The organism is Bacillus sp. EB106-04-04-XG123 (assembly GCF_058791855.1).
Genome location: NZ_JBYTDZ010000003.1, coordinates 36,514 through 59,286 on the forward strand (window position 1 = coordinate 36,514; position 22,773 = coordinate 59,286).

General features: G+C 41.2%; 25 protein-coding genes and 1 other RNA gene. 6 read left to right on the forward strand and 20 right to left on the reverse strand.

Annotated elements, in window-relative coordinates; translation table 11 throughout:
- Positions 1-32 precede the first annotated feature (32 nt).
- Complete coding sequence (locus AC3WTB_RS10535) at positions 33-512, forward strand: hypothetical protein (protein ID WP_039179231.1); 480 nt, start codon at positions 33-35, stop codon at positions 510-512.
- Here the strand turns inward: AC3WTB_RS10535 and AC3WTB_RS10540 are convergent.
- From AC3WTB_RS10540 to AC3WTB_RS10570, 7 genes are all read right to left on the reverse strand, one after another.
- On the reverse strand, positions 509-2,137 hold the full coding sequence (locus tag AC3WTB_RS10540; protein WP_492333701.1) for a YndJ family protein: 1,629 nt from the start codon (positions 2,135-2,137) through the stop codon (positions 509-511). The genes AC3WTB_RS10535 and AC3WTB_RS10540 overlap by 4 nt on opposite strands.
- Positions 2,127-2,735, reverse strand: coding sequence for a DUF4166 domain-containing protein (locus AC3WTB_RS10545; protein ID WP_492333702.1), 609 nt, complete (start codon positions 2,733-2,735; stop codon positions 2,127-2,129). The genes AC3WTB_RS10540 and AC3WTB_RS10545 overlap by 11 nt, the downstream gene beginning before the upstream one ends.
- Entirely contained in the window at positions 2,698-3,579 is an 882-nt protein-coding gene (locus tag AC3WTB_RS10550) for a hypothetical protein (protein ID WP_492333703.1), read from the reverse strand. Before AC3WTB_RS10550 ends, AC3WTB_RS10545 begins: the two co-directional genes overlap by 38 nt.
- Before the next feature lie 134 nt (positions 3,580-3,713).
- Positions 3,714-4,286, reverse strand: coding sequence for a TetR/AcrR family transcriptional regulator (locus AC3WTB_RS10555; protein ID WP_492333704.1), 573 nt, complete (start codon positions 4,284-4,286; stop codon positions 3,714-3,716).
- Positions 4,287-4,289: 3 nt separating this feature from the next.
- Positions 4,290-5,009 (reverse strand): MBL fold metallo-hydrolase, encoded by a 720-nt coding sequence (locus AC3WTB_RS10560; protein ID WP_492333705.1) that lies wholly within the window; start codon positions 5,007-5,009, stop codon positions 4,290-4,292.
- Between the two features lie 36 nt (positions 5,010-5,045).
- Positions 5,046-5,519: a GyrI-like domain-containing protein gene (locus AC3WTB_RS10565; RefSeq protein WP_492333706.1), complete on the reverse strand. Its 474-nt coding sequence runs from the start codon at positions 5,517-5,519 to the stop codon at positions 5,046-5,048.
- Between the two features lie 54 nt (positions 5,520-5,573).
- On the reverse strand, positions 5,574-6,506 hold the full coding sequence (locus AC3WTB_RS10570; RefSeq protein ID WP_492333707.1) for a helix-turn-helix transcriptional regulator: 933 nt from the start codon (positions 6,504-6,506) through the stop codon (positions 5,574-5,576).
- Between the two features lie 118 nt (positions 6,507-6,624).
- Between AC3WTB_RS10570 and AC3WTB_RS10575 the strand changes: the two genes are divergently transcribed.
- Positions 6,625-7,149 carry a CcdC protein domain-containing protein gene (locus AC3WTB_RS10575; protein ID WP_144494310.1) on the forward strand — a complete coding sequence of 175 codons (525 nt, stop codon included), beginning with the start codon at positions 6,625-6,627 and terminating at the stop codon, positions 7,147-7,149.
- A gap of 31 nt (positions 7,150-7,180) precedes the next feature.
- On the opposite strand, the gene czrA is transcribed toward AC3WTB_RS10575, so the two are convergent.
- Positions 7,181-7,510: a Zn(II)-responsive metalloregulatory transcriptional repressor CzrA gene (gene czrA, locus AC3WTB_RS10580; RefSeq protein ID WP_024422670.1), complete on the reverse strand. Its 330-nt coding sequence runs from the start codon at positions 7,508-7,510 to the stop codon at positions 7,181-7,183.
- A gap of 186 nt (positions 7,511-7,696) precedes the next feature.
- Between czrA and AC3WTB_RS10585 the strand changes: the two genes are divergently transcribed.
- Positions 7,697-9,022: an APC family permease gene (locus AC3WTB_RS10585; protein ID WP_058837914.1), complete on the forward strand. Its 1,326-nt coding sequence runs from the start codon at positions 7,697-7,699 to the stop codon at positions 9,020-9,022.
- 97 nt (positions 9,023-9,119) lie between these two features.
- The gene (locus AC3WTB_RS10590; protein WP_039179260.1) at positions 9,120-9,782 is read left to right on the forward strand and encodes a lysozyme family protein; all 663 of its coding nucleotides are present in this window, start codon (positions 9,120-9,122) and stop codon (positions 9,780-9,782) included.
- A gap of 235 nt (positions 9,783-10,017) precedes the next feature.
- Here the strand turns inward: AC3WTB_RS10590 and prpB are convergent, their stop codons facing one another.
- From prpB to AC3WTB_RS10610, 4 genes are all read right to left on the reverse strand, one after another.
- Positions 10,018-10,935: a methylisocitrate lyase gene (gene prpB / locus AC3WTB_RS10595; protein WP_492333708.1), complete on the reverse strand. Its 918-nt coding sequence runs from the start codon at positions 10,933-10,935 to the stop codon at positions 10,018-10,020.
- Between the two features lie 12 nt (positions 10,936-10,947).
- A complete protein-coding gene (locus tag AC3WTB_RS10600; protein WP_492333709.1) occupies positions 10,948-12,384 on the reverse strand; it encodes a bifunctional 2-methylcitrate dehydratase/aconitate hydratase in 1,437 nt (478 codons plus the stop codon).
- Positions 12,385-12,386: 2 nt separating this feature from the next.
- Complete coding sequence (mmgD, locus tag AC3WTB_RS10605) at positions 12,387-13,529, reverse strand: citrate synthase (RefSeq protein ID WP_058837917.1); 1,143 nt, start codon at positions 13,527-13,529, stop codon at positions 12,387-12,389.
- 168 nt (positions 13,530-13,697) lie between these two features.
- Positions 13,698-14,237: a DUF420 domain-containing protein gene (locus AC3WTB_RS10610; RefSeq protein ID WP_024422676.1), complete on the reverse strand. Its 540-nt coding sequence runs from the start codon at positions 14,235-14,237 to the stop codon at positions 13,698-13,700.
- Positions 14,238-14,435: 198 nt separating this feature from the next.
- Here AC3WTB_RS10610 and AC3WTB_RS10615 point away from each other — a divergent pair, with 198 nt between their 5' ends.
- A complete protein-coding gene (locus AC3WTB_RS10615; protein WP_039183160.1) occupies positions 14,436-14,948 on the forward strand; it encodes a GNAT family protein in 513 nt (170 codons plus the stop codon).
- Positions 14,949-15,101: 153 nt separating this feature from the next.
- Here AC3WTB_RS10615 and AC3WTB_RS10620 read toward each other — a convergent pair whose 3' ends face one another.
- The 8 genes from AC3WTB_RS10620 to AC3WTB_RS10655 all read right to left on the reverse strand — a co-directional run bounded on the left by AC3WTB_RS10620 (position 15,102) and on the right by AC3WTB_RS10655 (position 20,813).
- Entirely contained in the window at positions 15,102-15,893 is a 792-nt protein-coding gene (locus AC3WTB_RS10620; RefSeq protein ID WP_039179273.1) for a LysM peptidoglycan-binding and 3D domain-containing protein, read from the reverse strand.
- Positions 15,894-16,127: 234 nt separating this feature from the next.
- On the reverse strand, positions 16,128-17,930 hold the full coding sequence (recQ, locus tag AC3WTB_RS10625; protein WP_039179275.1) for a DNA helicase RecQ: 1,803 nt from the start codon (positions 17,928-17,930) through the stop codon (positions 16,128-16,130).
- Positions 17,931-18,063: 133 nt separating this feature from the next.
- A non-coding RNA gene (gene ssrS / locus AC3WTB_RS10630) (6S RNA) lies at positions 18,064-18,248 on the reverse strand.
- A 132-nt stretch (positions 18,249-18,380) separates the two neighbouring features.
- A complete protein-coding gene (locus AC3WTB_RS10635) occupies positions 18,381-18,881 on the reverse strand; it encodes a TraR/DksA family transcriptional regulator (protein WP_126681689.1) in 501 nt (166 codons plus the stop codon).
- Between the two features lie 91 nt (positions 18,882-18,972).
- Positions 18,973-19,620 carry an SDR family oxidoreductase gene (locus tag AC3WTB_RS10640; RefSeq protein ID WP_064497474.1) on the reverse strand — a complete coding sequence of 216 codons (648 nt, stop codon included), beginning with the start codon at positions 19,618-19,620 and terminating at the stop codon, positions 18,973-18,975.
- A gap of 175 nt (positions 19,621-19,795) precedes the next feature.
- Positions 19,796-20,134 (reverse strand): PH domain-containing protein, encoded by a 339-nt coding sequence (locus tag AC3WTB_RS10645; protein ID WP_024422682.1) that lies wholly within the window; start codon positions 20,132-20,134, stop codon positions 19,796-19,798.
- Positions 20,135-20,413: 279 nt separating this feature from the next.
- Positions 20,414-20,551, reverse strand: a complete 138-nt coding sequence (locus AC3WTB_RS10650) for a YozQ family protein (protein ID WP_080967843.1) — start codon at positions 20,549-20,551, stop codon at positions 20,414-20,416.
- A gap of 49 nt (positions 20,552-20,600) precedes the next feature.
- On the reverse strand, positions 20,601-20,813 hold the full coding sequence (locus AC3WTB_RS10655; protein ID WP_024422683.1) for a DUF6501 family protein: 213 nt from the start codon (positions 20,811-20,813) through the stop codon (positions 20,601-20,603).
- 212 nt (positions 20,814-21,025) lie between these two features.
- Here AC3WTB_RS10655 and AC3WTB_RS10660 point away from each other — a divergent pair, with 212 nt between their 5' ends.
- Positions 21,026-22,510, forward strand: a complete 1,485-nt coding sequence (locus AC3WTB_RS10660) for an aldehyde dehydrogenase family protein (protein ID WP_039179283.1) — start codon at positions 21,026-21,028, stop codon at positions 22,508-22,510.
- The last annotated feature ends 263 nt before the right edge of the window (positions 22,511-22,773 follow it).

Here is a 22,773-nt window from a genome sequence, read left to right on the forward strand (position 1 = left end):
TCCTCCCAAATATATTGGGGAGGGGTTAACACTTGTTTACATTATCGGATATGTGGACATTTTGCTGGTCGTTTTTCGTCATTCTTCCTATCGTTGCCATCTTGCATCAGGTTGGCCATATTATGGTCGCGTGGATGTTTGGCGCAAAGGTTTCTTTTGCTCTTGGCAGAGGCAAAAAAGTATTGAAAATAGGCGTTGTTGAAATTAGACGTATCTATTTTCTAGATGCATTTTGCCATTATGAAGAAATGAGGAAAAATAACCGATTCTCGCACATTCTTGTCTACCTAGGCGGATCATTATGCAACCTGCTCAGTGTTCTCATCCTGAATACAATGATCGCCAATGATATCCTGCCAGAACATCAATTTTTCTATCAATTTGCTTACTTCTCTGTCTACTATGTATTTTTTGCACTGCTGCCAGTCCAGTATGCAGATCATCATCCGAGTGATGGGCAAGCGATTGTGAACATCATTCGGCACGGTGAACCATGTGACATCATTGACTAACAGGATGGCTTCCGGCTGTCAATTTGATAATGAATCGTTAAAAAGGGAATACCGAATAGCTTCATTTGATGAACTGCTGTGAGACTTTTATCTGTCTCCGGCTTCATATGAAAGCTTTCTTCCATTGGCAGTTTCATGGTGATAAAAGGCGTATGCAAATACAATCCTTCGTCACCGGTACTGCCTTTTGGACATGCACTTTTTAAGAGAAAGTCTTCCTTTTCATTAAAAGGTTTTAAAATGGCGGTCATCTGAGAATATGGAAGCGGCAGCGCAATATTCATATAGCCCGCAGCTGCATCGTGATGATGAGCATAAAGTGCAAAAAAGACCTGCTCCCCTTTTTCGTTGTGACGAATCCACGCCCTGACTTTCTTTCGCTCTTCTTTAGGATGTTGAAATGTAGTCAGACGTCCCTTCATTTCATATGGGATACGAGATGTTCCTAAATAGAGCTGCCCTATTTTCTTAAACATGGGCTGAAGTAAAAAAACAAACGGCCTCACCCACCAATGAAAACAGACTGCTGATTTTAACGTAAATGCCGTCGGATTTTCATAAAACCTCCGAATCACAGGTGATACCCTTTCAGCTGAAAACGTCGTTCCATTTAAATCATCAAGTGAATCGACTAAACCGAGCTTCTCGCGATCATGCATTCTTTCCTTTTGAAAAGAGATCTTATGAAAACGGCCATGCACGCTTGATATCGGAAAGTTCTTCTGTATCAATTGATCCTTTGGCCCTTCGATCAGCCATCCAATCAGACCTGGTAAAATCACAAAAAAGGCATTGATACTGCCATGAAACCAAATCATCTGATCAATACTGATATAGGTCACGTGCATGAGCATGCCGGCAGAATATAGAAGAGATAGCACGATCGTCGCCATTAAGATGCAGCTAGAAAACACAACCAGCCTTTTTGCCACAGTCGATCGAAACCTTGTTCTCATACAAAGAATGCCGTACAAATAGAGTGCAATGACATATAGCATAACGCTGAACGTATCAAATAGACGGGAGAAGCTAATCCCAACAGCAATCATCACAGGCGACAGCAAAATCACCCAGCCTGCCCCTTTGTATAAAACTGTCTCTTTTTCTCTCTGTCTCCCTAATAATCCATAGAAAAGCGGGATAAAAAAAGCAGAGTAATGAAAATGAATAGCAGTCAAAAGCACGATGATTGGTGAAAAGGTCATCACCTGTATATCTGCTGTATACAGCCAAAACCAAAGCCCGCCTAAAGCGAGATACATCCATGCACCATCAATCATCAATTCATGAAGCGGAACGGTTCCCCTTTTCAGCAAACGAGTAAAGCCATATAACGCCAAAATGATCGTATACAAAAACCATCCCGATGCAAACAAAGCAGAATGATAGATAAATGCAGCCGTTGCACAAAGAGCAGCTAGTGGAAAGGCTTTCATTAAAATGCCGATCAGTACTCCCGGCTTACTCTCACTCTCTTCCTTCGCAAAAAAAGCTAACACTGCAGGAAGGAAAAACAGAATCGCTATCAGTACAAAAAACTCTGCTATCGGACCTGTCATCAAACGGGCGGCGATAAAACAACACATGAAGAGAAGGCTTGATATCAAGTGCCATTTATTCATCATGAGACTCCACCCTTTCAGTAAATCGGCCTTTATATGTAAAAAGAGTGCCAAACAGTCGATTTTTCACATGCACATGAATGGTATACTCATCTGTACGCTCGTCGTAGCCTTCTGTGACATCTGACACACCATAAAGCCATGAAGGCAGCTGCCACTCACGTCCTAATAACAGCAGCCTCTGCTTACCGGATTGAATGTGGAGAAAACCATGCTTTGTTACTGTAAAATGAAGCTCTGACATAAGAAGTCTAGGCTTTCCAAAATAGTCTAGTACTTTATGACTCTTCTGATCAATGATCATATCTGCATCAAAGTGCCTTTCCTTCTTTGGGAAATAAAACGTACGGAACCAGTGCATGCCTTCCTCTCCCTTATTTGTCATAAAGGGTTTATTCACAATTCGGAAGGGAATGTTTTTTCCTCTCTCGGGGAAAAAACAGCGAAAGTGTGGACCAATTTTGAAGAAAAATCGAATGAGCCTCGTTCCGCCGCCTATTTCCTCCATAGTGCCTTCAGCGGTAAACGCACGGTTGTATCTCTCTTTTAATTTTGGATGAAGCTTATCGTAATCCTTTACTTGATGACGATGAACGACCATGTCTACCTCCCCTTTTCCGTTTGATCGAAAATACATCTATACAATCTTTTAAATTAATCATTCCTCCAATGGATAGGATCAAAAATGCACTCATCACAAGCGGTTCATGAAGTGTCGATTGTGGGGATACAATCCCGATACAAAGCATCATCAGAAGAAACACGCTTTGAAGAATGAACAGATATTTCTTTGATAGTTTAGGTATCAGCCACGATACGCCTATCAGGGCATAAAATAACCGAAACCCTGTACTATGATCAAAAGCAGAATGTGAAAATGGGAGGACCGCTTGGCATAGCCAGACGATAGCAAACAGCAAACAAATTCCATAATGGGCAAGGGTTCTCTCCAGTAACAACCGAGGATGCGTTCCCCTTTCAAGCCACGTCTTTAGTGCGCCAAAACTAAAGGCTGTCATAAACCCAATCATCGGGCGAAAAAGAAATCGATCTGCCCACGCCCATCCTTTTCCTTCTTTCGTTTCGTAATCAAATTGAGTTTGAAACACAATTTGATCGTTCGTTTTCACATATTTCCAATAGCCGCCGCCTTCTTTGATAAAAGACAAGGGGTGTGACGATTTAAATTTCAGCGAGGATGCCCGTTCATTCCGTTCATCCATCATTCTAGTTCGATATGCTCCTGTCCCTGTGACACTTACACCAAATCCAAGATGCTTTTCATACAAAAAGGTTTGGGGCTGTTCATCTTGAGGTTCATTTAATGAAATGGTTGAAAAGCGCAAATCCCACTGTTCATGAAGCTTTGGATTTTGCGTATATTCCCATACTTTCTCTAAAGGTGCATGAATGGTTGTTTCCACATAAACAGGCTTTCTTTTCATCTGCCTCTACTCCTATATGTGAATTATTTCACATAATAAGCATACCATGTTTCACAAAACTGTCAAATCTTTATTCATTTTTTCTTAAAAAATTGTGCCATTTATGATATCGGTTCGCTGCAAAAAAAGACCTGTCATATAGACAGATCTTCTTTTTGCAATACTCCTATGATATAGAGCCGAACCGCATAGCTTACACTTTCTTCAAGCTGTTCTTTTCGTTGAAATCCCTTTTTATTAGAAATATCACCGAAGCCGTGCAGTAAGCTTCTCAGTCCTCTGACAACATGCGTCATTTCCTCTTCCTTTACACCAAAGCGTGACATAATGGATTGAACAAACTGAACAAGGCGCTCTGCTGCAAGTCGTACTTCTTTTTCGTTCATATGTGAAAAGGCAGCTTCATAAAGACCGGGGTGTTCTCGGACAAATTGCACATATTGTCTGGCAAAGGCTAAAACAGCTGCTTCTTTTTCCAGCCCCTCTGTGACTTGCATCCCTTCCTCACAAAGCATGGACAGCCCCCTTACTGCGAGTGCTGCCTGAATCTCATGAAGACCGGATACGTGATTGTAAAGAGAAGGCGGTCTGATGTTCAGCCTTTTAGACAATGTTGCAATGGTCAAAGCGGAAAAGCCCTCTTCATCAACAAATGCTGCCGCTGTATCCATAATTTTTTCTTGTGTAATTCCCATTCTTGGAGACACGGTTTACTGCCCCCCTTTTTTTAGCTGGTGCTGCCTTTTACGGACGGCAGCCTGAAGCTTTTCATGAGGTTCAATAATAAGGTCACCATGTCCGGCAGCAAGACAGGATAAGCGCAGCGCTAGTAATTTTCCAGCGCTTTTTAGTGCGGTTTCTGCATCCCATGTGGCAAATGCCGGGAACGGAAAGCTCCACCGAAACTCACCCGTTACCGATAAGCCGCCTTTTGTCACAAGTGCATCACCTGCAATGACAACTCCTGACTTTTCATCGTATAAAGAAATGCTGCCAGGTGTATGCCCTGGTGTTGCAATCACTTTCAGCGGTCCAATCTCATCTCCTTCTTCGACAAGCACATCTGGTTTTGTATGAATATTTTTCATAAAACTGCCTTTGATTTTTTGCTGGGGTTCACCAGGGAGCAAGGAAAAGTCACCTTCAAAAAGGCGGGCATCACGTTTTGATAAATAGACGACTGCCTCGGGAAAAGCCTTTTTCACCTCATCTAATGCACCGATATGATCCATATGGCTATGAGTGAGAATAATCTTATGAATTGGTTTGTTCTTTTTACGGGCAAATTCGATGATCGAGTTCGCCGCCATTTTTAAAGCAGCATCAATTAAAATGAGTCCTTCCTCTTCCTCAAATACATAGCAATTTACCGGAAATAATCGCGGCATCAATGTAAGCTGGTGCAGACGGTCAAAAGTTGTTAATCTCATGATTGCCCTCCTAAAACTAATATCGTTAGTTTTATATTAACTAATGGTATTAGTTTTAGCAAACATTTTTTCATCAACCGCAATATAAATATCAATTTGCGCTTCTTTTGGATCAATAGATCTTTCATCATACCATTCAAAATCACCTGTATAAGTGCGGTATTGTCGCTGATCCCACGTCCAAATCTTATGCCATGCTTCAAGCACGACCTCTTCAATTGGTCCCTTTCTCGTTTGAAATCTTGCGTAGGTGGACGCAGGAATCTCTATGACATGATCTCGCTGATGGTCCGCAAATTGCCCAGCCGTAAATAAATAAGAGCCATGTTCATCTTTCTCATAATCTGAATAAAGCCCTATGACTGGGGCTTGTCCCCCATGAAGCTGCTGCGCAAAAAATTCCTGCCAAAGCGGCGCAATCTTCCGCTCTTTTGTTTGCTCTATTTCGTTTGTAGTTCGAACAGACAACCCTTTGATCCATTGTTTCTCTAATGTCACGATATCGTACATACATTCTCATCTCCTTTTCTCCCATCATATAAAAAGAAACCTGACAACTGTGTGTCAAGTTTCTAATCTCTTCATAAATTGTTTTAATTTGAGATCAAACGCTTCCTTGATGTGCTGAGGTGAAAGAATGTCGACGTCCGGTCCTAAATGGAATAGGAAACTGTGCAGCCAATCATCTTGCGGCACGGTCAATGCTGCCAAATAGGTTCCATCTGAACTGACGATCAATTCGTTCTCATCCACCCATTCCTTCACTTTGCCAACTGATGCTTCCGTTAACCTTAGCGTGAGTGTTGTGACTGAAGGTTCTTTATGCCAAGAGTCATTCCAAGGCTTCTCTTCATTTTTGATTCTTTTCGGCCTGAAATATGCTGAAATGGTGATGAGGTCTGTCATTCTTGTCAGCTTGAACAGACGAAAAGCTTTTTTCACACAGCAGAACGCATACAAATACCAATGCCTTCCTTTTAAGACAAGCGTATAAGGCTCCACTTTCCGTGGAAGTGTTTCACCTTTTGCATTGCGATAAGTGAACTGGATGAATTGATGCGCGGAGGCAGCGCTATGGATCAGCTGAAGCTTCTTCTCTGCCTGGCTGTCTTTTCCCCATGAGCTTAAATCAATAAAGACATGGTGCTGTTTCTCACTTTCATGAGTTTGTCGCGGAATAAGAGATTTGATTTTTTTCAGTACATATTCACTTTCTTTAAAGGAATATGCACTCGTCATGCTTTCAAGAGCTGTTAAAATAAGTTCAATGTCATCATCGGTAAATAATTTTTTCTCTAAACGATAGTCATCAACAAGTGAAATGCCTCCGCCTGCTCCTTGTGTTGTCACAACAGGAATCCCGGCTTGATTGATGGTCTCAATATCGCGATAAATCGTCCTCACACTCACTTCATGAAGTTCAGCAAGGTCTTTCGCTTGGACTTGCTTCTTGCTAATAAGCAGCATCACAATAGATAAAATACGATCGATTTTCATGCCTTTTCCTCTTTTTCATAAATGTAGGTTTTGATTTGATAAAAAAAGAAAGAATGGTAAAGATAAGGAACAGCCAGCATTCGTTTACATCCCTGCACATGCAGGAGGAGGTTGCATCATGACACATCACGTGTGGCAGTTATTCATAATTGGAGGCATTATGCTGATCTGCATCATCTTTCGAATGAATCGTATGAGACGCTATCAGCTTGTGCGCCCAATCAGTCTTTTGATGAGAATGTATGTATTTGGACTCACTGCTCTTATTCTCTTATTAGAAGGCTGGCAAAATCACAGCATTTTCATCTATGCCGCTATTGGTATGCTCTTTGGAAGCAGTCTGGCCGTTCATGCCTATGAGACGATCCGGATGAAAGAAGAAAATGGCCGTCTTTATGTGAAAACGAGTAAATGGATTGAAAGCTTCATTTTATGCTTATTTTTATCTAGACTTAGTTTTAAGCTGGGTGAGCTGACAAACCATTCGCTCACAAAGATTGGTGTCGTTGAACTGTATCAGCATATTGTGAGTGATGATGCCATGACCATGCTCAGCTTTTTTCTGTTAGCTGCTTACTATGTCGTTTTTTCTTATCAAATGATGAAAGCAGGTAAACGATCAGCACATATGCATCATGCGTAAAAACCTTCCTATATGAGTAGGAAGGTTTTTATTAGTCATGCTGCGCATGGTGAATCATTTGTTCAAGTACTTCCATCACATGCTGATCTTCAGGGCTGTAAAAAATCGATGTCCCTGCTCGTCTAGATTTCACGAGACGAAGGTTTTTTAAAAAACGGAGCTGATGAGAAACAGTTGATTGCATGAGATTCAGCGTTTCCGCGATATCATTGACCGAGTATTCACCTTGAGACAGCAGGTGCAGAATGCGAATACGTGTCGGATCAGATAAGGCTTTAAACGTTTGGGAGACAAGAAATAAACTTTCTTCATCCAGCTCCATCCGTTCCTGTTCTTGATTTGTATTCAGTTCTTCCTTCATTTCGCTTCACCTTTCTTGTTAGTCAAATCACGACTTATTCTATGTATCATCATATACTAAAACGTGCGGCGTGCAAAGCGGGCACACTTTAGAAAAAAGATTTATTCAAATAGCATTGACACTTGGTAGCATTCTTTTTAAAATGAGCATTATTTATTCATTTTTTTAGAGGAGCTGATAGGCAAATTGACGGAAGAGCCAAGACTAAAACGCAGCCTGACTGTCTTTCCACTTGTTGTGATCGGGCTTGCTTATATGGATCCACTTGTCGTATTTGATTCATACGGCATTGTTGCTCAGCTGACGAAAGGACACGTAGCTGCAGCTTATATATTTACGTTGCTGGCATTACTATTGACAGCGCTTAGCTATGGGAATATGGTGAAGGCTTTTCCAAAAGCAGGATCTGCTTATACATATGCGCAAAAAAGTATTCACCCTCATGTCGGCTTCCTTGTAGGCTGGACACTTTTACTGGATTATTTATTTCTGCCTATGGTGAATTTTGCGATCGGAAGTGCTTATTTAACCGCAGCCTTTCCTGATGTACCTCATTACATTTGGATCATCATACTTGCTATCGCCATAACGACTGTCAATGTAATCGGTATTCGGCTTACAGCCAACATAACGGCGCTATTTGTGACGTTTCAGGTCATTGTCGCCGTCACCTTTGTTGGGTTTGTTATTTATGGGCTCTCGCAAAACGCTGGCAGTGGAGAGTTATTGTCAGCCCGGCCTTTTTATTCAGCGAGCTTAGATCCAGCGCTTATTTTTTCAGGAGCGACCATTTTATGTTTCTCCTTTCTTGGATTTGATGCCATTTCGACGATGTCTGAGGAAACCATTAAACCAAAAAAGACGATTCCGCTTGCCATTTTCTTAACAGTTGCAATTGGAGGCGTACTGTTTACGTTGACGTCTTATTTTTTGCAGCAGGTGTTTCCAAATTTTCAGCAGTTTAAACATCCTGATGCAGCCTCACTTGAAATTGCAGAATTCGTGGGCGGCGCATTTCTCCACTCGTTCTTTTTAGCTGGCACAATGGTCGCTGTCATTTCTTCCTCCTTATCGTCACATGCGAGTGCAGCAAGGCTTTTATATGCAATGGGAAGAGATCAATCGTTACCGAAGCGATTCTTCGGTTATATTCATCCGAGATTAAAAACCCCTGTTTTTAATATTTTATTAATCGGGGCTTTCTCCTTAACCGCAGTCGTTGGCGAACTTGAAGTCATTTATTCCTTTATCAGCTTCGGCGCGTTAATTGGATTTACCTTTGTGAATTTGTCTGTTTTTGCGTACTTTTTCGTCAGACAAAAACAAAGAGGTGTTCTGAATACATTGAGATATGCAGTGATCCCTCTATGCGGGACGGCGTTTTGTATTTGGCTGTTAACGAGCATCAGTACAAATGCATTAATCATTGGCATGATTTGGCTGATGATCGGTTTTATTTATTTCTGCTTCAGGCTGAAAACAAGGTCTGAATTTACGTTTGGATATGATTGATTATAAGGTTTTCACTTGGTATCCTGCTTAGGATATGTCATAATAAAAAGGCTGTACTTCCCTTTTAAAAGCGGGGCAAAACAGGGGTGAACTGACCTTGAAAAAGAAAAAAACAGGATGTTTTGCCATTTCAGGCTGTTTCACGATTTTTCTCTTTGTTTTCGTATTAGCAGCCATTGCCATCTCCTTTAATCAAAAGGAGTTAAAAAAGCTGCCGATTGATACGGAATCAATTGTTTTGTCGAGATTGGATGATTACAAACCGCTTGTAGAAACAGAGTTAAGAGATCAAGATTTAGATCAGTATACCGCGTTAATCCTCGGTATGATGTATCAAGAATCAAAAGGCAGAGGCGGAGATCCAATGCAGTCCTCTGAATCTCTTGGTTTGAAACGAAATGAAATCAATGACCCTCAGAAAAGCATTAAACAAGGAGTCCATCATTTTTCGACTATGTACAAGCATGGGAAGAAAAAAGGCGTTGATTTGGAAACCATTATTCAAAGCTATAACATGGGAATCGGCTATATTGATTTTGTTGCAAAAAACGGGGGAAAACATTCCGAGAAATTGGCAAAGCAATACTCCAAAAAGCAAGTGAAACGAAACCCCAAGGTCTATACGTGCGGAGGCAACAAAGATAACTTCCGCTACCCGTATTGCTACGGTGATTTCACTTACGCTGAAAAAGTAAAAGAAAAAACGAAAACAGTTGAAGAAAAGATGAAATTGGCTTCATCATCCACACCATCATCGTAAAAAAAGCACTTCCGTCAAGGAAGTGTTTCAAATTGTTGACAAAGGGCTAAAATGATCTTGATTTTAGCCCTTTGTCTTCTTTTCAGCGTGATAGAAAACCTTTGCAGCTCTAGGAAGGACGAGTACCGGAGCGGAGCGAATTGTACATTCGTGAGCACCGGCACGCAGACCTGACACCGAATGCGAGGGTTTGTCTACATGCTGAAGCACTTCCGTCAAGGAAGTGCTTTTCATTTTATCGCTGTTCTTTCCCAATTTCCGGGAGGATCGTTTTTGCTAAATGCTGATCCATTTCCTCATACTCATCATAATGAATCGTTTCATACAGCTCTTTTCTCGTTTGCATATCCCCAAGTATCCCCTGCTGCGTTCCCTTTTCCATGATTTCTGTAAATAAACGCTCATACGCTTTTGCAGCGACTCTGAGTGATGACACAGGGTAAATGACCATTTGAAAGCCAAACATTGAAAATTCGTCTGCATGATAATAAGGCGTCTTGCCAAACTCCGTCATATTTGCAAGGAGCGGACCTTTAATATTGTTTGACGCATGCGTGAAGTCCTCTGCTGTGATGAGTGCCTCAGGGAAAATAGCGGCAGCTCCTGCTTCTACGTAAAGATTGGCCCGGCGGATGACATCCTCCATCCCATTTACGGACTTTGCATCGGTTCTCGCAATCACCAAAAGCGTTGGTGCCGCTTGTTTGATGGCTTTGATTTTTGCGACCATTTCTTCTACTGGAACGAGTGATTTCCCATTTAAATGCCCGCATTTTTTCGGCATTTGCTGATCTTCAATTTGAACAGCTGCCACCTTGCTCTCAACCATTTCTTTTGCTGCTCTTGCTGCATTTAAAACACCGCCATAGCCTGTGTCCATATCCACCAAAAGCGGCAGCTGGGAAGCTCGAATTATCTCCTTCGCTTTTTCAGCCATTTCTGTTGAATGGATCATGCCGAGATCAGGCAGTCCTTTGCTGGCGCAAAAAGCGGCACCTGATAAATAGAGCCCTTGAAAGCCCATTTTTTTTGCATAGAGCGCAGACATTCCATCGTGAACGCCTGGAATTTGAAATAAAGCCGATTTGTTCATTTGTTCTTTAAAGGCTGCGGCTAAATCAGCCTGACTTCTTTCTTCATTCACGATCCACACGCTAGCTCCCCCTTATATGACGAATAGGTCCATAAATGCTGGTACTGTTGTTGTTTTTAATTGATTTGGATTTTGGCAGAGTGACACAATTTGATCTACTTGTTTTTGTGGAAATCTTGTCTTTAAATGATAGAGCCATTTCTTTTCAAGCAGCGGAATGCCTTCCTGTCTTCTTCTGCGATGACCAAGCGGGTATTCAATTTCAATTCGGTCTGTCATCGTCCCGTCTTTAAAGAAAATTTGTACACAGTTTGCAATTGATCTCTTTTTCGGATCTAAATAATCCTCTGTATAACGCTTATCCTCTTTCACAACCATTTGATCACGCAGACGATCAATGGCCGGATTTTTCGCCGTTTCTTCTTCATAATGGTCAGCTGTTAGCTCACCATAAATCAGTCCAATGGCTGTAATATACTGCAAGCAATGATCACGGTCTGCCGGATTATAAAGCGGCCCTTTCTTATCAATAATCCGAATTGCTGACTCATGTGTCGTAATCTCTACCCGATCAATTTCATCTAAACGATCTTTTACAGCGTCATGCAACATCACAGCCGCCTCTGCAGCAGTCTGCGCATGGAATTCAGCAGGATAAGCAATTTTGAAAAGAACATTTTCTATGACGTATGATCCAAGAGGCTGGGCGAGCGTAAGTGGTTTTCCTTTCATAAGAACATCTTCAAAGCCCCACTTCTCTGCACTAAGCGGCGTTTGATAGCCCATTTCCCCTTTTCGTGTCATCATTGCCAGTCTCACTCCGCGGCTTGTTGCATCCCCTGCTGCCCATGATTTCCTAGATCCTGTGTTTGGGGCGTGGCGATATGTTCTAAGCGGGGAATTATCAACAAACGCTTGTGATAACACATGCTGGACTTCTTCCTTTGTTCCACCAAGCATTGCACATACAACTGCACTTGTTGCCACTTTGACAAATAGCACATGGTCCAATCCATTTCGATTCAGACAATTTTCTAAAGCGAGCACACCTTGAATTTCATGTGCCTTGACGATTGCATGCAGTACGTCATTCATCGTTAGCGGCTCTTCTCCGTTTGCAAGGCGAGTTCTGCTGATATAATCACTTACAGCTAATATTCCGCCTAAGTTATCTGACGGATGGCCCCACTCCTGTGCAAGCCATGTGTCATTATAATCTAACCAGCGAATCATACAGCCAATATTAAAAGCCGCTTGAACAGGATCTAGCACAAACGAAGTGCCGGGAACTCTTGCTCCGTTAGGTACAACTGTTCCAGGTACGATGGGACCAAGGTGCTTCGTACATTCTGGAAAATTGAGTGCCAGCATACCGCACCCGAGCGTGTCTATGAGCACATAACGCGCGGTTTCAATGGCCTCTTTGCTCGTAATTTCTCCGTCTACTGCATAGGCAGCAATTTCTTCTAATAGCTGATCTGTTTGATTGGCGACTGCTGTTTTGTTCATATTCATTCCCCCGTTTTTCCATCATCATTTGAAACCTTTAATCCTCTTGGCCCTAAATACCGGACTCTCGGTCTAAAAATGCGATTATGCAAATGCTGTTCAATAACATGAGCGGCTAATCCACTAGCCCTTGCAGCAAAGAAAATGGGTGTATAAAGTGAAATAGGAATTCCAAGCACGTAATAAATAGGAGCGGCGTAATAATCAAGATTCGGATAGAGGTTTTTCTGCTCTTTCATGTATGCCTCTCCTGCTACACACATGTCATATAGCGTTGTATCTCCCTTCGATTCGGTAAGCGTTTTCAATGAACGTTTTAAAAGAGCGGCGCGCGGATCCATTTTTCTCATGTATACTCTGTGGCCAAAGCCCATCATTTTTTCTTTTGCGGCTAATTTTCGTTCAATGAGCGCAAGAAATCCTTCCGTTGTTTTTCCTTCAAGAAGCATGTGCATGACAGCTTCATTTGCTCCTCCGTGGAGGTCACCTTTTAATGAAGAGATCGCTCCAGTAAAAGCACCATACATGTCAGAATGCGTGGATGCAATGACTCTAGCCGCAAACGTTGAATTCGGCAGCTCATGTTCACTATATAATGTAAGTGTTTGGTCAAAAGCGGTGATTTCGTCTTCGGTCGGGGTGCGTCCAGTTAGCATGGATAAAAAGTTTTCAGTGTAGGATTTGGTCTGATCTGGAGAAATAGCGGCGTCTTTTGTGAGAATATGATAGCTTCCAGCAACAATGGCCGGCAGCTGGCCTAGTAATCGAACTGCACGCTTCACTTGGCACGCTTCTGATCGATCATGTAGTGCATCATCGTACCCCGCAAGAGCAGATAAGCACGTTCTCATCGCATCCATAGGGTGAGTGGTTTTTGGCAGCTTCGTTAAAATGGTTTGAATGGTTGGATGTAAGTTCGTTTGTGAGGATATATCTTGCTGAAATTGGTGATATTCCATCGTATCTGGTAATCTTCCATAAATAAGCAGATAGGCTGTTTCTAAATATGTCTTGTTTTGTGCTAGCTCAATGAGGTCGTACCCGCGAATCACAATTTCCTCTTGCTCCACATCTAAATATGATATGGACGTTTCGCTTGCCACAATGTCTTCAAGCCCCGGTTTATACTGCAATTGTTCAGTCATCATATAACCCCCGTTTCGTCCAATTGTTGATCTCCAAACGAGCAAACGGCCAGAAATGATGTGAATCTATAGATGGGAAGATACCGTGCAAGTCGGATATCCAATTTCCATTCTATCCAAAGCACTTCATCTTGTAAATAAAAGAACGTATGTCCAGTTGGACATACGTTAGCTGTAGTATGGAGAAATCATGATATAGACAATGACGCCAGTGAGACTAACATAGAGCCAAAGCGGCATCGTCCAGCGGGCAATTTTACGGTGACGCTCAACCTGCATCTGTGCGCCTCTAAATAGTGTAATCAATGCAAGCGGTACAATAATTGCTGAAAGCACAATATGTGTAATCAAAATAAAGAAGTAAATTGGACGAATGATCCCTTCTCCTCCGAAGTGTGTATCAGCTGCCATTGAATGATATGTCACATAGGAAATTAAAAAGACAAGTGTCGTTGAAAATGCAGCAAAGATAAATCGTCTATGTGCTTTAATGTTCTTTTGTTTAATCATAATGAGTGCTGAAAGTAAGAAGATAAACGTAAAGCTGTTCATCACGGCATTCAATAAAGGAAGAAATGTAATGTCCAGATGACTAAATTTATCTGTTTTTGGCATTAAAAATAATAAAGCGATTAATCCGTTTATGGCAATTGTTAAAATGACAACAATGCCGGTGAAATTTTTCGGTTTTTGATTCTGTTCGTTCATGTTTGAAAACCTCTCTTTATTAGTTCCGACTAAGAGTATGTTATTTAACTTTCTCTATAAAGTCAATGAATTCGCTGTCTTCGTCGAATTTTAGACAAACTTGCCGATTACTGGCGTTCTAACGGCTTGAAAGATCCATCCACTTCCTTTAGAATTGGAATTTATGTGGTTTTTATGATTTCTTATATGAAAGGAGTAATGGACTTGTCAATCTTACAGGAAACAACCAAAGATGTGAAGACGTTAGAGCAAGAATTACAGCAATTGCAGTTCCAAATGTATCGAATGCAAGAAAATATGAAAGATATTTCGAAAAAAGCAAAGATCATTGGCATTGATCAGGCGAAAGAAGATGAATGGATGATTGTCTCTGCCATTGAAAGTGCTGATACATGCAAAATCATGCTCAGCGATTGTGAAAAAGCTTTTCGCGGACAATCTGATTTTTCCTTAATCGCGGAATATCCTGAAGAAGGAAAGATTCATATTGCTGATATTAAAGGCCCTCCCGATAATGGATACGGCTCAATCTGCATGAAGCATTTAAAAGAAATCGCAAGAGAGCAGAACATTCCAGTCATCACAGGTGACCTCGTCAAAAGAGATTGGAATCACGTGGACCGCTTGATTCACTTTTATGAAAAGCACCAATTTGATGTCCAAATTAATTGGGAAGAACAAAGCGGGGAAATTTATTGGGTGGACAGCTAACGCCAAAAAACCAGCGTGTGTGATAGAATATACGCTGGTTTTTGTCGAAAATGCAAATTTTTCTGAAAAATATGTGTTTTTTTGACCAAAAAAAGGGTACAATAAAAGCATCAGGCCGCCACCTGATGCTTTCTTCCAAAAAACAATAGATTACTAGTTAAGTACTTTCACTTTGACTGATTTTACGCCCCAATTTTTTGCTTGGGATTTGCTTGGTACATGTACATCAATTTTGTTACCTTTAATTGCGCCGCCAGTATCTGCTGCGGTAGCTTCACCGTAGCCTTCAACATAAACCTTACTTCCTAATGGAATGACATTAGGATCTACTGCAATGACTTTTGCATTTGGGTTTTTGTTTAAGTTTACCCCTGTTGCAGTGATACCTGAGATGCCACCATCATTTGCTGTATAAGCCGTAGCCGTTACAGTCAATTCTTTTTGTACACTTTGACTAGCAGAAGATGATTCTGCTTTAGCTGTTTCCTTTTTAGGAGCAGCTTTTTGTGTTGTTTGCTCTTTTTGGACAGGCTCCTGTTTTTGTACAGGCTCTGAGCTTACCGGAGCTGAGCTTTGACCAGCAACACTTAGTGTTGAACCAGTCACAATTATATCTGAGTTTAAGTTATTCCAAGACTTAATATCGCTAATTGACACATTGAATTTTTGAGCGATTTTCCAGAGGCTGTCCCCCTTCTGGACTTTATACTGCTCCTGAGTTTTCTCTTTTGAAGAGATTGTCAATTTATCACCTACATAAATCATGTCTGTAGATAAATTGTTCCAACCCTTTAGGTCCTTTAGAGACACATCATTTTTTTGAGAGATTCCCCAAAGTGTATCACCTTTCTTCACAGTGATTTCCTTTGCAGAAGCTTGCTGTGCTCCAAATGCTGTTGTTGAGATTGCTGCAACAGCAACCAAGGACATAATAGTCTTCTTCATAAAGTAAATCCTCCCTTGTTAGCTTTTTATGGCGGCTAACGAGTGCTATCGTAACATATGTAAATGTCAATTCAATAACAAAACGATATGTTTTAGATTACAGTTCCTTTACATGAAACATCTCTCTCCATTGGTAAATCAGACCACAAAACAGCTCAATTACCCGCCATATCAAGGTTTTGAAAGGATCAGAAACCTCCTGTTGAAAACGTGTCCAAACGCAGCGAAAAAAATTTATTTTTCTTCTTCAACCTCTTTATTTTTCTCTTTTTCTATAAATAAACGGATTTCTTCTAGAAAAACATCCCCGTATTTCTCTCTTTTTTGAGCGCCTATTCCCTTAATATGGAGAAGTTCTTCTTCTGTTTTAGGTTGAACAGCTGACATTTCCTTCAATGTTTGATCAGAAAATACAACAAATGGCGGAACGCCCTGCTCTCTCGCCAGCTTCATTCTCACCGCTCTCAGCTGCTCAAATAATGCATCGTTTTCTTGAATCGCCTCTCTTTTAACTGCCTGCTTTTTATACACAGCCTCTTGTCCGACTAACACTTTCTTCCCTTTATGTGTCACTTTTAATGTTGGGTAAGCCCCTTCAGACATGTGCAAATACTCTTCTGTAATTAGGAATTCGATGAAATCACTGATTTGCTGGGCTGATTGCTGCTTCATTAAAGCGTATGTAGGAAGACGGTCGAAACCAAGATCAAGCACTTTTTTATTTTTAGAGCCTGCCAGTACTTGAGCAATCATCATTTTTCCAAATCGCTCGTTCATTCTAACCGTACACGATAAAACCATTTGCGCTTCTCGAGTGACCTCTTCACGCTCTCTTTCATCAAGGCAATTGCTGCATTTTTGGCAAGGAGTACTTGTTGATTGATCAAAGTAGTCCATTACAAATTGCTGCAAACATTGCTCAGTATGACAGTAATCCACCATTTGTCTTAGTTTAAGCAGTTCATGCTGATAGCGCACTTCATCTTCTGTTGACTGTTCAATGAGGAAGCGCTGCATTCGTACGCCCTGCGGCGAAAACAGTAAAATACATTCACTTTCAAGACCGTCTCTGCCTGCGCGCCCAGCTTCTTGATAGTAGCTCTCAATATCCCTTGGAATTTGATGATGAATGACAAAACGAACATTTGACTTATTAATTCCCATGCCAAATGCAGATGTAGCGACCATGACCTGGATGTCATCATTTAAAAACAGGTTTTGCTGCTCTTCTCTCACATCGTCATCTAACCCGCCATGATAAATGCCAGCTTTGATCTTTTGTTTCTTTAGCCGATTGTATATGTTTTCAGCTTCTTTTCTTGTAGCTGTATAGATAATGCCGGACTCAAGCTTGTTTTTCTTCATATAATGTGTGATAAAGCGGTCACTATTTTCTCCTTTGACCACCTGAAAAGACAAATTCTCTCTAGCAAACCCAGTAAAGATGGTTTCTTCTTCGTTCATGCCAAGCTGTTCACATATATCTCGGTGGACCTTTTTCGTGGCTGTAGCCGTTAGCGCGACTATCACTGGCCTTTTTGTCAATTTATCTAAGCATTCTTGAATAAAGCGATAGCTTGGCCTAAAATCATGCCCCCACTCAGATATACAGTGCGCTTCATCAATTGCGATTAAAGGGATCGTTAACCGATCAAGGAGCTGAAAAAAACGTTCATTTTGTAAACGTTCAGGTGTGATATAAAGCAGCTGATATTCCCCATCTGCACATTTTTTCAGCCTTTTATTCATTTCAGCTGCAGAAAGTGTGCTGTTTAAAAAGGAAGATCGTATGCCCATCTCATTTAGCGCATCGACTTGATCTTTCATTAAAGAAATTAGCGGGGATACAACGATCGTTGTTCCTTCCATCATCAGGGCAGGAATCTGGTAACAAACCGATTTCCCTCCGCCTGTCGGCATAATACAGACGGTATCCTTCTGTTTGTTTACAATCGATTCAATGGCTTGTTTCTGTCCCTGCCTAAAGGTGTCAAAGCCAAAGTATTGTTTCAGGAGTGCTTCTGCTTGTTCTAACATCCAATTCCCTCTCCGTCTTTTGTTTTGTCTATTTTAACATACATTCCTTCTTCATCCGGCGGTCTGTGCAATTTCGTTTTTTCACAAAATAAAAAGCCATTTTCCGAAATGGAAAATGGCTTGAATCATCCTAGGAAAAGCTGCGGATGCCGTAATCTAAGTAAGAAAGTTTTAAACCACCACTCCTCAAAGTGGGTGTTTGCAGAAACGTTCCTGTCTTCCTCTCTAGGAGGCATGACATTCCGGCTTCAATATAAAACTCCCTATTACAGCTTAAAGGTTAAAACTTAATTAACATTACGCGCATCGCAGCCTTTAAACTATACTACACGAAAGTTAATTAAATTTCAAGAGATCTTTTTTCTTTGAAATACTCATTTATACAAGATTTTTGTCCACGAGTACATATGGAAACATTATTCTGAAAAAATTTAACCTTCTCATATATTGCTATTTTTCTTCCTCCACATCAACATCCTGCTCTTCCTCGAGTCTTTCATACGTATCTGAATGCATTTGATCCATTGTTTCTCTATTCGTTAAATCACGCATTTGATCGGAGAATGAACGGTCAAACTCGTTTGGATCTTGAGTCGTTTCCTCATTTTTCTTTGCATCAATTGAATAACGTGTATATGGAACTGCTTTTAAACGCTCATATGGGATCTCTTTTCCTGTTTTCTCACAAATCCCATATGTTCCGTCTTCCATTCGTTTCAGTGCTGCATCGATTTCACCTTCAAGTTGATCATCGACTTGATCCAGCGTTTGTTCTGTCATGCGGTCTAAATAGATGCTCCCATGATCAGCGATATGATTCCCAACACCATTTGATATCTCACTCGATTCAACGAGCATCGATTCTTCTTTCTTTTTTGATCCCTTCACATCTTCTTTTAGTTGAATCAATCTTTCGTATAAATCAGCTTGTTGTTCTTTCGTTAAGCCCACGGTCAATCACTCCTTTCTCATTACCTTCCCGCTGGAAGGGAAAAGAAAACATCAAAAAAGCCGCCGCCTATTTGGCAGCGGCTTTTTTCTCTTACAGATGGCGAAGTGCTTCTTCGATTGGTTTATCGCCTTTAATCAAGTCAAAGGACTTATTTTTCACATTCGATTCTGTTAAGCTCTCCACAAGAACAATGGCTACGTCCTCTCTTGAAATCTCGATGTTCTGATCATCTGGAATATGTTCGGCAGCTTTAATCTTTCCTGTCTTCTCCTCATGCAGCAGGGCGCCCGGACGGACAATCGTATAGGAAAGACCAGACTGTTTTAAGTGTTCATCAGCTTTTCTTTTCGCTTCATAATAAGTTTCCATACTTCCTTGCCCTTTTCCCTGGTTCGGGTCATCGGCATTATAGGAACTGAGCATAACAAAATGCTGGATGTTTTCTTTTTTCGCTGTATCAACGAGGCGTTTTGCCCCTTCTTGATCGACCGCAATGGTCTTATCCGCACCTGTTTTTGAGCCTGAACCAGCTGCAAAGATGACAGCGTCTGCTTGTTTCACAGCATCTGTCACATCTTTTTCAAGATCACCGATGACAGGTGCTGCACCAAGTTCTTTTAGCGCATCAGCTTGTTTTTCATCTCGAATGAGAGCAAGCGGCTCATGTCCTTTTTCTTTTAAATAACGAACGACAAGTCTACCTGTATGTCCATTTGCTCCTGCAACTAACACCTTCATTGTTCATTCTCCTTTCTGTATCTGTTTCATCTTTAACCTTTTTTGCTATCATTCAAACACTTAAGCAGAAAAAAGCCCTTCCCATCAGATGGGAAAGGCTCAGAAATGTGCGATCTATGAAAATAAGAACGAAGAATGAGAAAAGTGCATATGATCTATGTAATCGCAAGATTGATCAGCAAAGATGTTTTGTCAAAATGGCTTGCACATCACTCAAATCAGTCTCTTTGGAAAAGTCGAGTTCAAATACTTTTGAGCTTGTGACAAGCAGCATACCTGTGTCCTGATCAAACACGCCAGCTTCTTGAATGGCAAAACTTTCAATTGATCGATACGGCAAGGAGACCCTGACTTTCTTCTTAGAAAATACGCGGTTATCGCCAAAGATCAGTCGTTTATTTGTAAAGCAAATTTGGTCGTGACGCAGTCTGTAAACAGCCTCAATTCTTTCCCCTTCAATCAATAAGGATTCGAATTTCTTATCATTTTGTTTACTGACAGAAAAAATACCCACGTAAACCCCCTCTTCCTGCATCAAATTCCTTTATGACAAAACGGCCACACGGCTCTGTGGGTACGTTTTATTCTCACTTATAGAATACGCTATAAATGATCGTTATTCCATTACGAATAGATTAAATTTCATTTAACTTTTTCTTTTTGATCCGATGCTCTTTCCTCTATTTATTTAGACTGTTGAAGCAGGAAAAAAGTTTCAGTTCTTTTCGAGAAAAAATGCTGAATCATTCCAATAAAAAAACAGTGATTATGCCAAATCACTGTTTTTAAATACCTATTCGTCTTTTGGTGTATCAATCGTTCCCTCGGCATACACATCGGAAATCTGTTCAAGCGTAATCGCCATATCAGCATCTTCGTGTTCATGCCATGCATTTTGATTTTGCTGCTCGTCATTTTGCTGCTTTTTCATCATCATCACCCTTTACTGTTTTTCTTAGTATGAGTGATGACCCTCAAAATCATTCAGCCGAAATATCTTCGAAATACTCCTTGTAATACCCGCCTACTTTACCCGTATTATCAACGACAAACAGGAATTCCTCTGTTTCATTTTTCACTTCATATGTGCTTCCAACCGTTAATGCCCGGTCGACCATATATTTTTTCGCATTTGTATGTACACATTTTACTTGTTTTAACGTTTGAGCTGTTTGCCAGTTTTGATGGATCATGATTTAAAAACTCCTTTTTTCATCTATACATTTATTGTAGCCAAATTTTCGCGAAATGCAATGAGTGTTATGGATTGCTTTCAAACATGTCGTGTAATATGATAATTGTATACGTTTACATTTTTGTGCGTATACTGTTTCGTTGCATGTCCGCTTTTCTCACCTAGAACTCGCAGAAAACAATCCATATCTTTAAGGAGGTTTGTTTATTTATGAGCTCTACAACACTTCAAATTAGTTCAAAACTCGAATCTTTTCTCCAAGGGACGAAAAAACTCTACATTAACGGTCAGTTTGTCACAAGTCACGATAATAAAACCTTTGCTACTCCTAACCCAGCCACAGGCGAAACCCTTATTGATGTATATGAAGCAGGTGAAAAAGATATTGATGAGGCAGTAAAAGCTGCAAAAAAAGCCTTTCATGGTCCTTGGCGCTCAATGTCTGCCGCTGAACGCGCCCGCCTCATGTTCAAGCTTGCTGATTTAATGGAAGAAAATCAAGAAGAGCTTGCACAGCTTGAAACTTTAGATAATGGAAAACCAATCAATGAAACAACAAATGCAGATATTCCCCTCGCTATTGAGCACATGCGCTATTATGCGGGCTGGACGACAAAAATGAATGGACAAACCATTCCTGTCAGTCAAGGATATTTTAATTATACCCGCCATGAGCCGGTTGGCGTTGTAGGACAAATCATCCCATGGAACTTCCCGCTGCTCATGGCCATGTGGAAAATGGGTGCCGCACTTGCAACAGGATGCACCATCGTTTTAAAGCCAGCCGAACAAACTCCACTCTCTGCTCTTTATTTAGCAGAATTAGTGGACAAAGCCGGCTTCCCAGAAGGCGTCATTAACATCGTTCCTGGATTTGGCGAAACAGCCGGAAATGCCTTAACTGAACATCCTGATGTGAACAAGCTTGCCTTCACAGGGTCAACAAGCGTTGGAAAATTAATTATGGAGAAAGCGGCTAAAACTATTAAAAGGGTCACATTAGAGCTTGGCGGAAAATCACCGAATATTATTTTACCTGATGCCGATTTAAAGAAAGCCATTCCAGGTGCTTTAAATGGCGTCATGTTTAACCAAGGCCAAGTATGCTGCGCGGGCTCCAGAGTCTTTGTTCACCGGAGCCAATATGATGAAGTGGTCGATCAAATGGCCAAATATGCAGGATCCCTCAAGCAAGGCGCTGGTCTTCATCAAGATACACAAATTGGACCTCTTGTAAGTAAAGAACAGCACGAACGCGTATTAGGCTATATTGAAAAAGGTAAATCCGAAGGGGCAACAGCCGTTGTCGGTGGCGATTGCCCTTATGAGGCTGGCTATTTCGTCTCCCCTACTATTTTTAAAGATGTAGAAGATGAAATGACCATTGCCAAAGAAGAAATCTTCGGACCTGTTTTATCTGCAATTCCTTACGATTCCATTGATGAAGTGGTCGAACGGGCCAACCAGTCTGAATATGGATTAGCAGCAGGACTTTGGACAGAAAACTTAAAGCATGCCCACGATATTGCTGCACGTCTTGAAGCAGGAACAATTTGGGTCAACTGCTATAATGTCTTTGATGCCGCCTCCCCGTTTGGAGGATATAAGCAATCAGGTCTTGGCAGAGAAATGGGGTCATATGCCCTTAACAACTATACAGAAGTTAAAAGTGTATGGATTAATCTCCAAGACTAATGACGCCAAGAAAGCCTTTGACCCTGTCATCGGCTCAGATCGTTGACAAAGTGCTAAAATGATTTTTATTTTAGCACTTTGTCTTCTTTTCAGCGTGATAGAAAACCTTTGCAGTCTAGGAAGGACGAGCACTGGCGCGGAGCGAATTGACATTCGTGAGCACCAGCGCACAGACCTGACACCGAATGCGAGGGTTTGTCTACACGCTGAGCCGGTGACCCTGTCATCGGCTTTTTTTGTGTTTGCATGTGACAGGCCGGCTC

Coding starts and splice junctions, on each gene's coding strand:
- AC3WTB_RS10540 (WP_492333701.1), bottom strand. CDS start 2,137: ATGATGAATAAATGGCACTTGATATCAAGCCTTCTCTTCATGTGTTGT.
- AC3WTB_RS10545 (WP_492333702.1), bottom strand. CDS start 2,735: ATGGTCGTTCATCGTCATCAAGTAAAGGATTACGATAAGCTTCATCCA.
- AC3WTB_RS10550 (WP_492333703.1), bottom strand. CDS start 3,579: ATGAAAAGAAAGCCTGTTTATGTGGAAACAACCATTCATGCACCTTTA.
- AC3WTB_RS10560 (WP_492333705.1), bottom strand. CDS start 5,009: ATGAGATTAACAACTTTTGACCGTCTGCACCAGCTTACATTGATGCCG.
- AC3WTB_RS10565 (WP_492333706.1), bottom strand. CDS start 5,519: ATGTACGATATCGTGACATTAGAGAAACAATGGATCAAAGGGTTGTCT.
- AC3WTB_RS10570 (WP_492333707.1), bottom strand. CDS start 6,506: ATGAAAATCGATCGTATTTTATCTATTGTGATGCTGCTTATTAGCAAG.
- AC3WTB_RS10575 (WP_144494310.1), top strand. CDS start 6,625: ATGACACATCACGTGTGGCAGTTATTCATAATTGGAGGCATTATGCTG.
- czrA (WP_024422670.1), bottom strand. CDS start 7,510: ATGAAGGAAGAACTGAATACAAATCAAGAACAGGAACGGATGGAGCTG.
- AC3WTB_RS10600 (WP_492333709.1), bottom strand. CDS start 12,384: ATGAACAAAACAGCAGTCGCCAATCAAACAGATCAGCTATTAGAAGAA.
- mmgD (WP_058837917.1), bottom strand. CDS start 13,529: ATGACTGAACAATTGCAGTATAAACCGGGGCTTGAAGACATTGTGGCA.
- AC3WTB_RS10610 (WP_024422676.1), bottom strand. CDS start 14,237: ATGAACGAACAGAATCAAAAACCGAAAAATTTCACCGGCATTGTTGTC.
- AC3WTB_RS10615 (WP_039183160.1), top strand. CDS start 14,436: ATGGACTTGTCAATCTTACAGGAAACAACCAAAGATGTGAAGACGTTA.
- AC3WTB_RS10620 (WP_039179273.1), bottom strand. CDS start 15,893: ATGAAGAAGACTATTATGTCCTTGGTTGCTGTTGCAGCAATCTCAACA.
- recQ (WP_039179275.1), bottom strand. CDS start 17,930: ATGTTAGAACAAGCAGAAGCACTCCTGAAACAATACTTTGGCTTTGAC.
- AC3WTB_RS10640 (WP_064497474.1), bottom strand. CDS start 19,620: ATGAAGGTGTTAGTTGCAGGAGCAAATGGACATACAGGTAGACTTGTC.
- AC3WTB_RS10650 (WP_080967843.1), bottom strand. CDS start 20,551: ATGAAAAAGCAGCAAAATGACGAGCAGCAAAATCAAAATGCATGGCAT.
- AC3WTB_RS10655 (WP_024422683.1), bottom strand. CDS start 20,813: ATGATCCATCAAAACTGGCAAACAGCTCAAACGTTAAAACAAGTAAAA.
- AC3WTB_RS10660 (WP_039179283.1), top strand. CDS start 21,026: ATGAGCTCTACAACACTTCAAATTAGTTCAAAACTCGAATCTTTTCTC.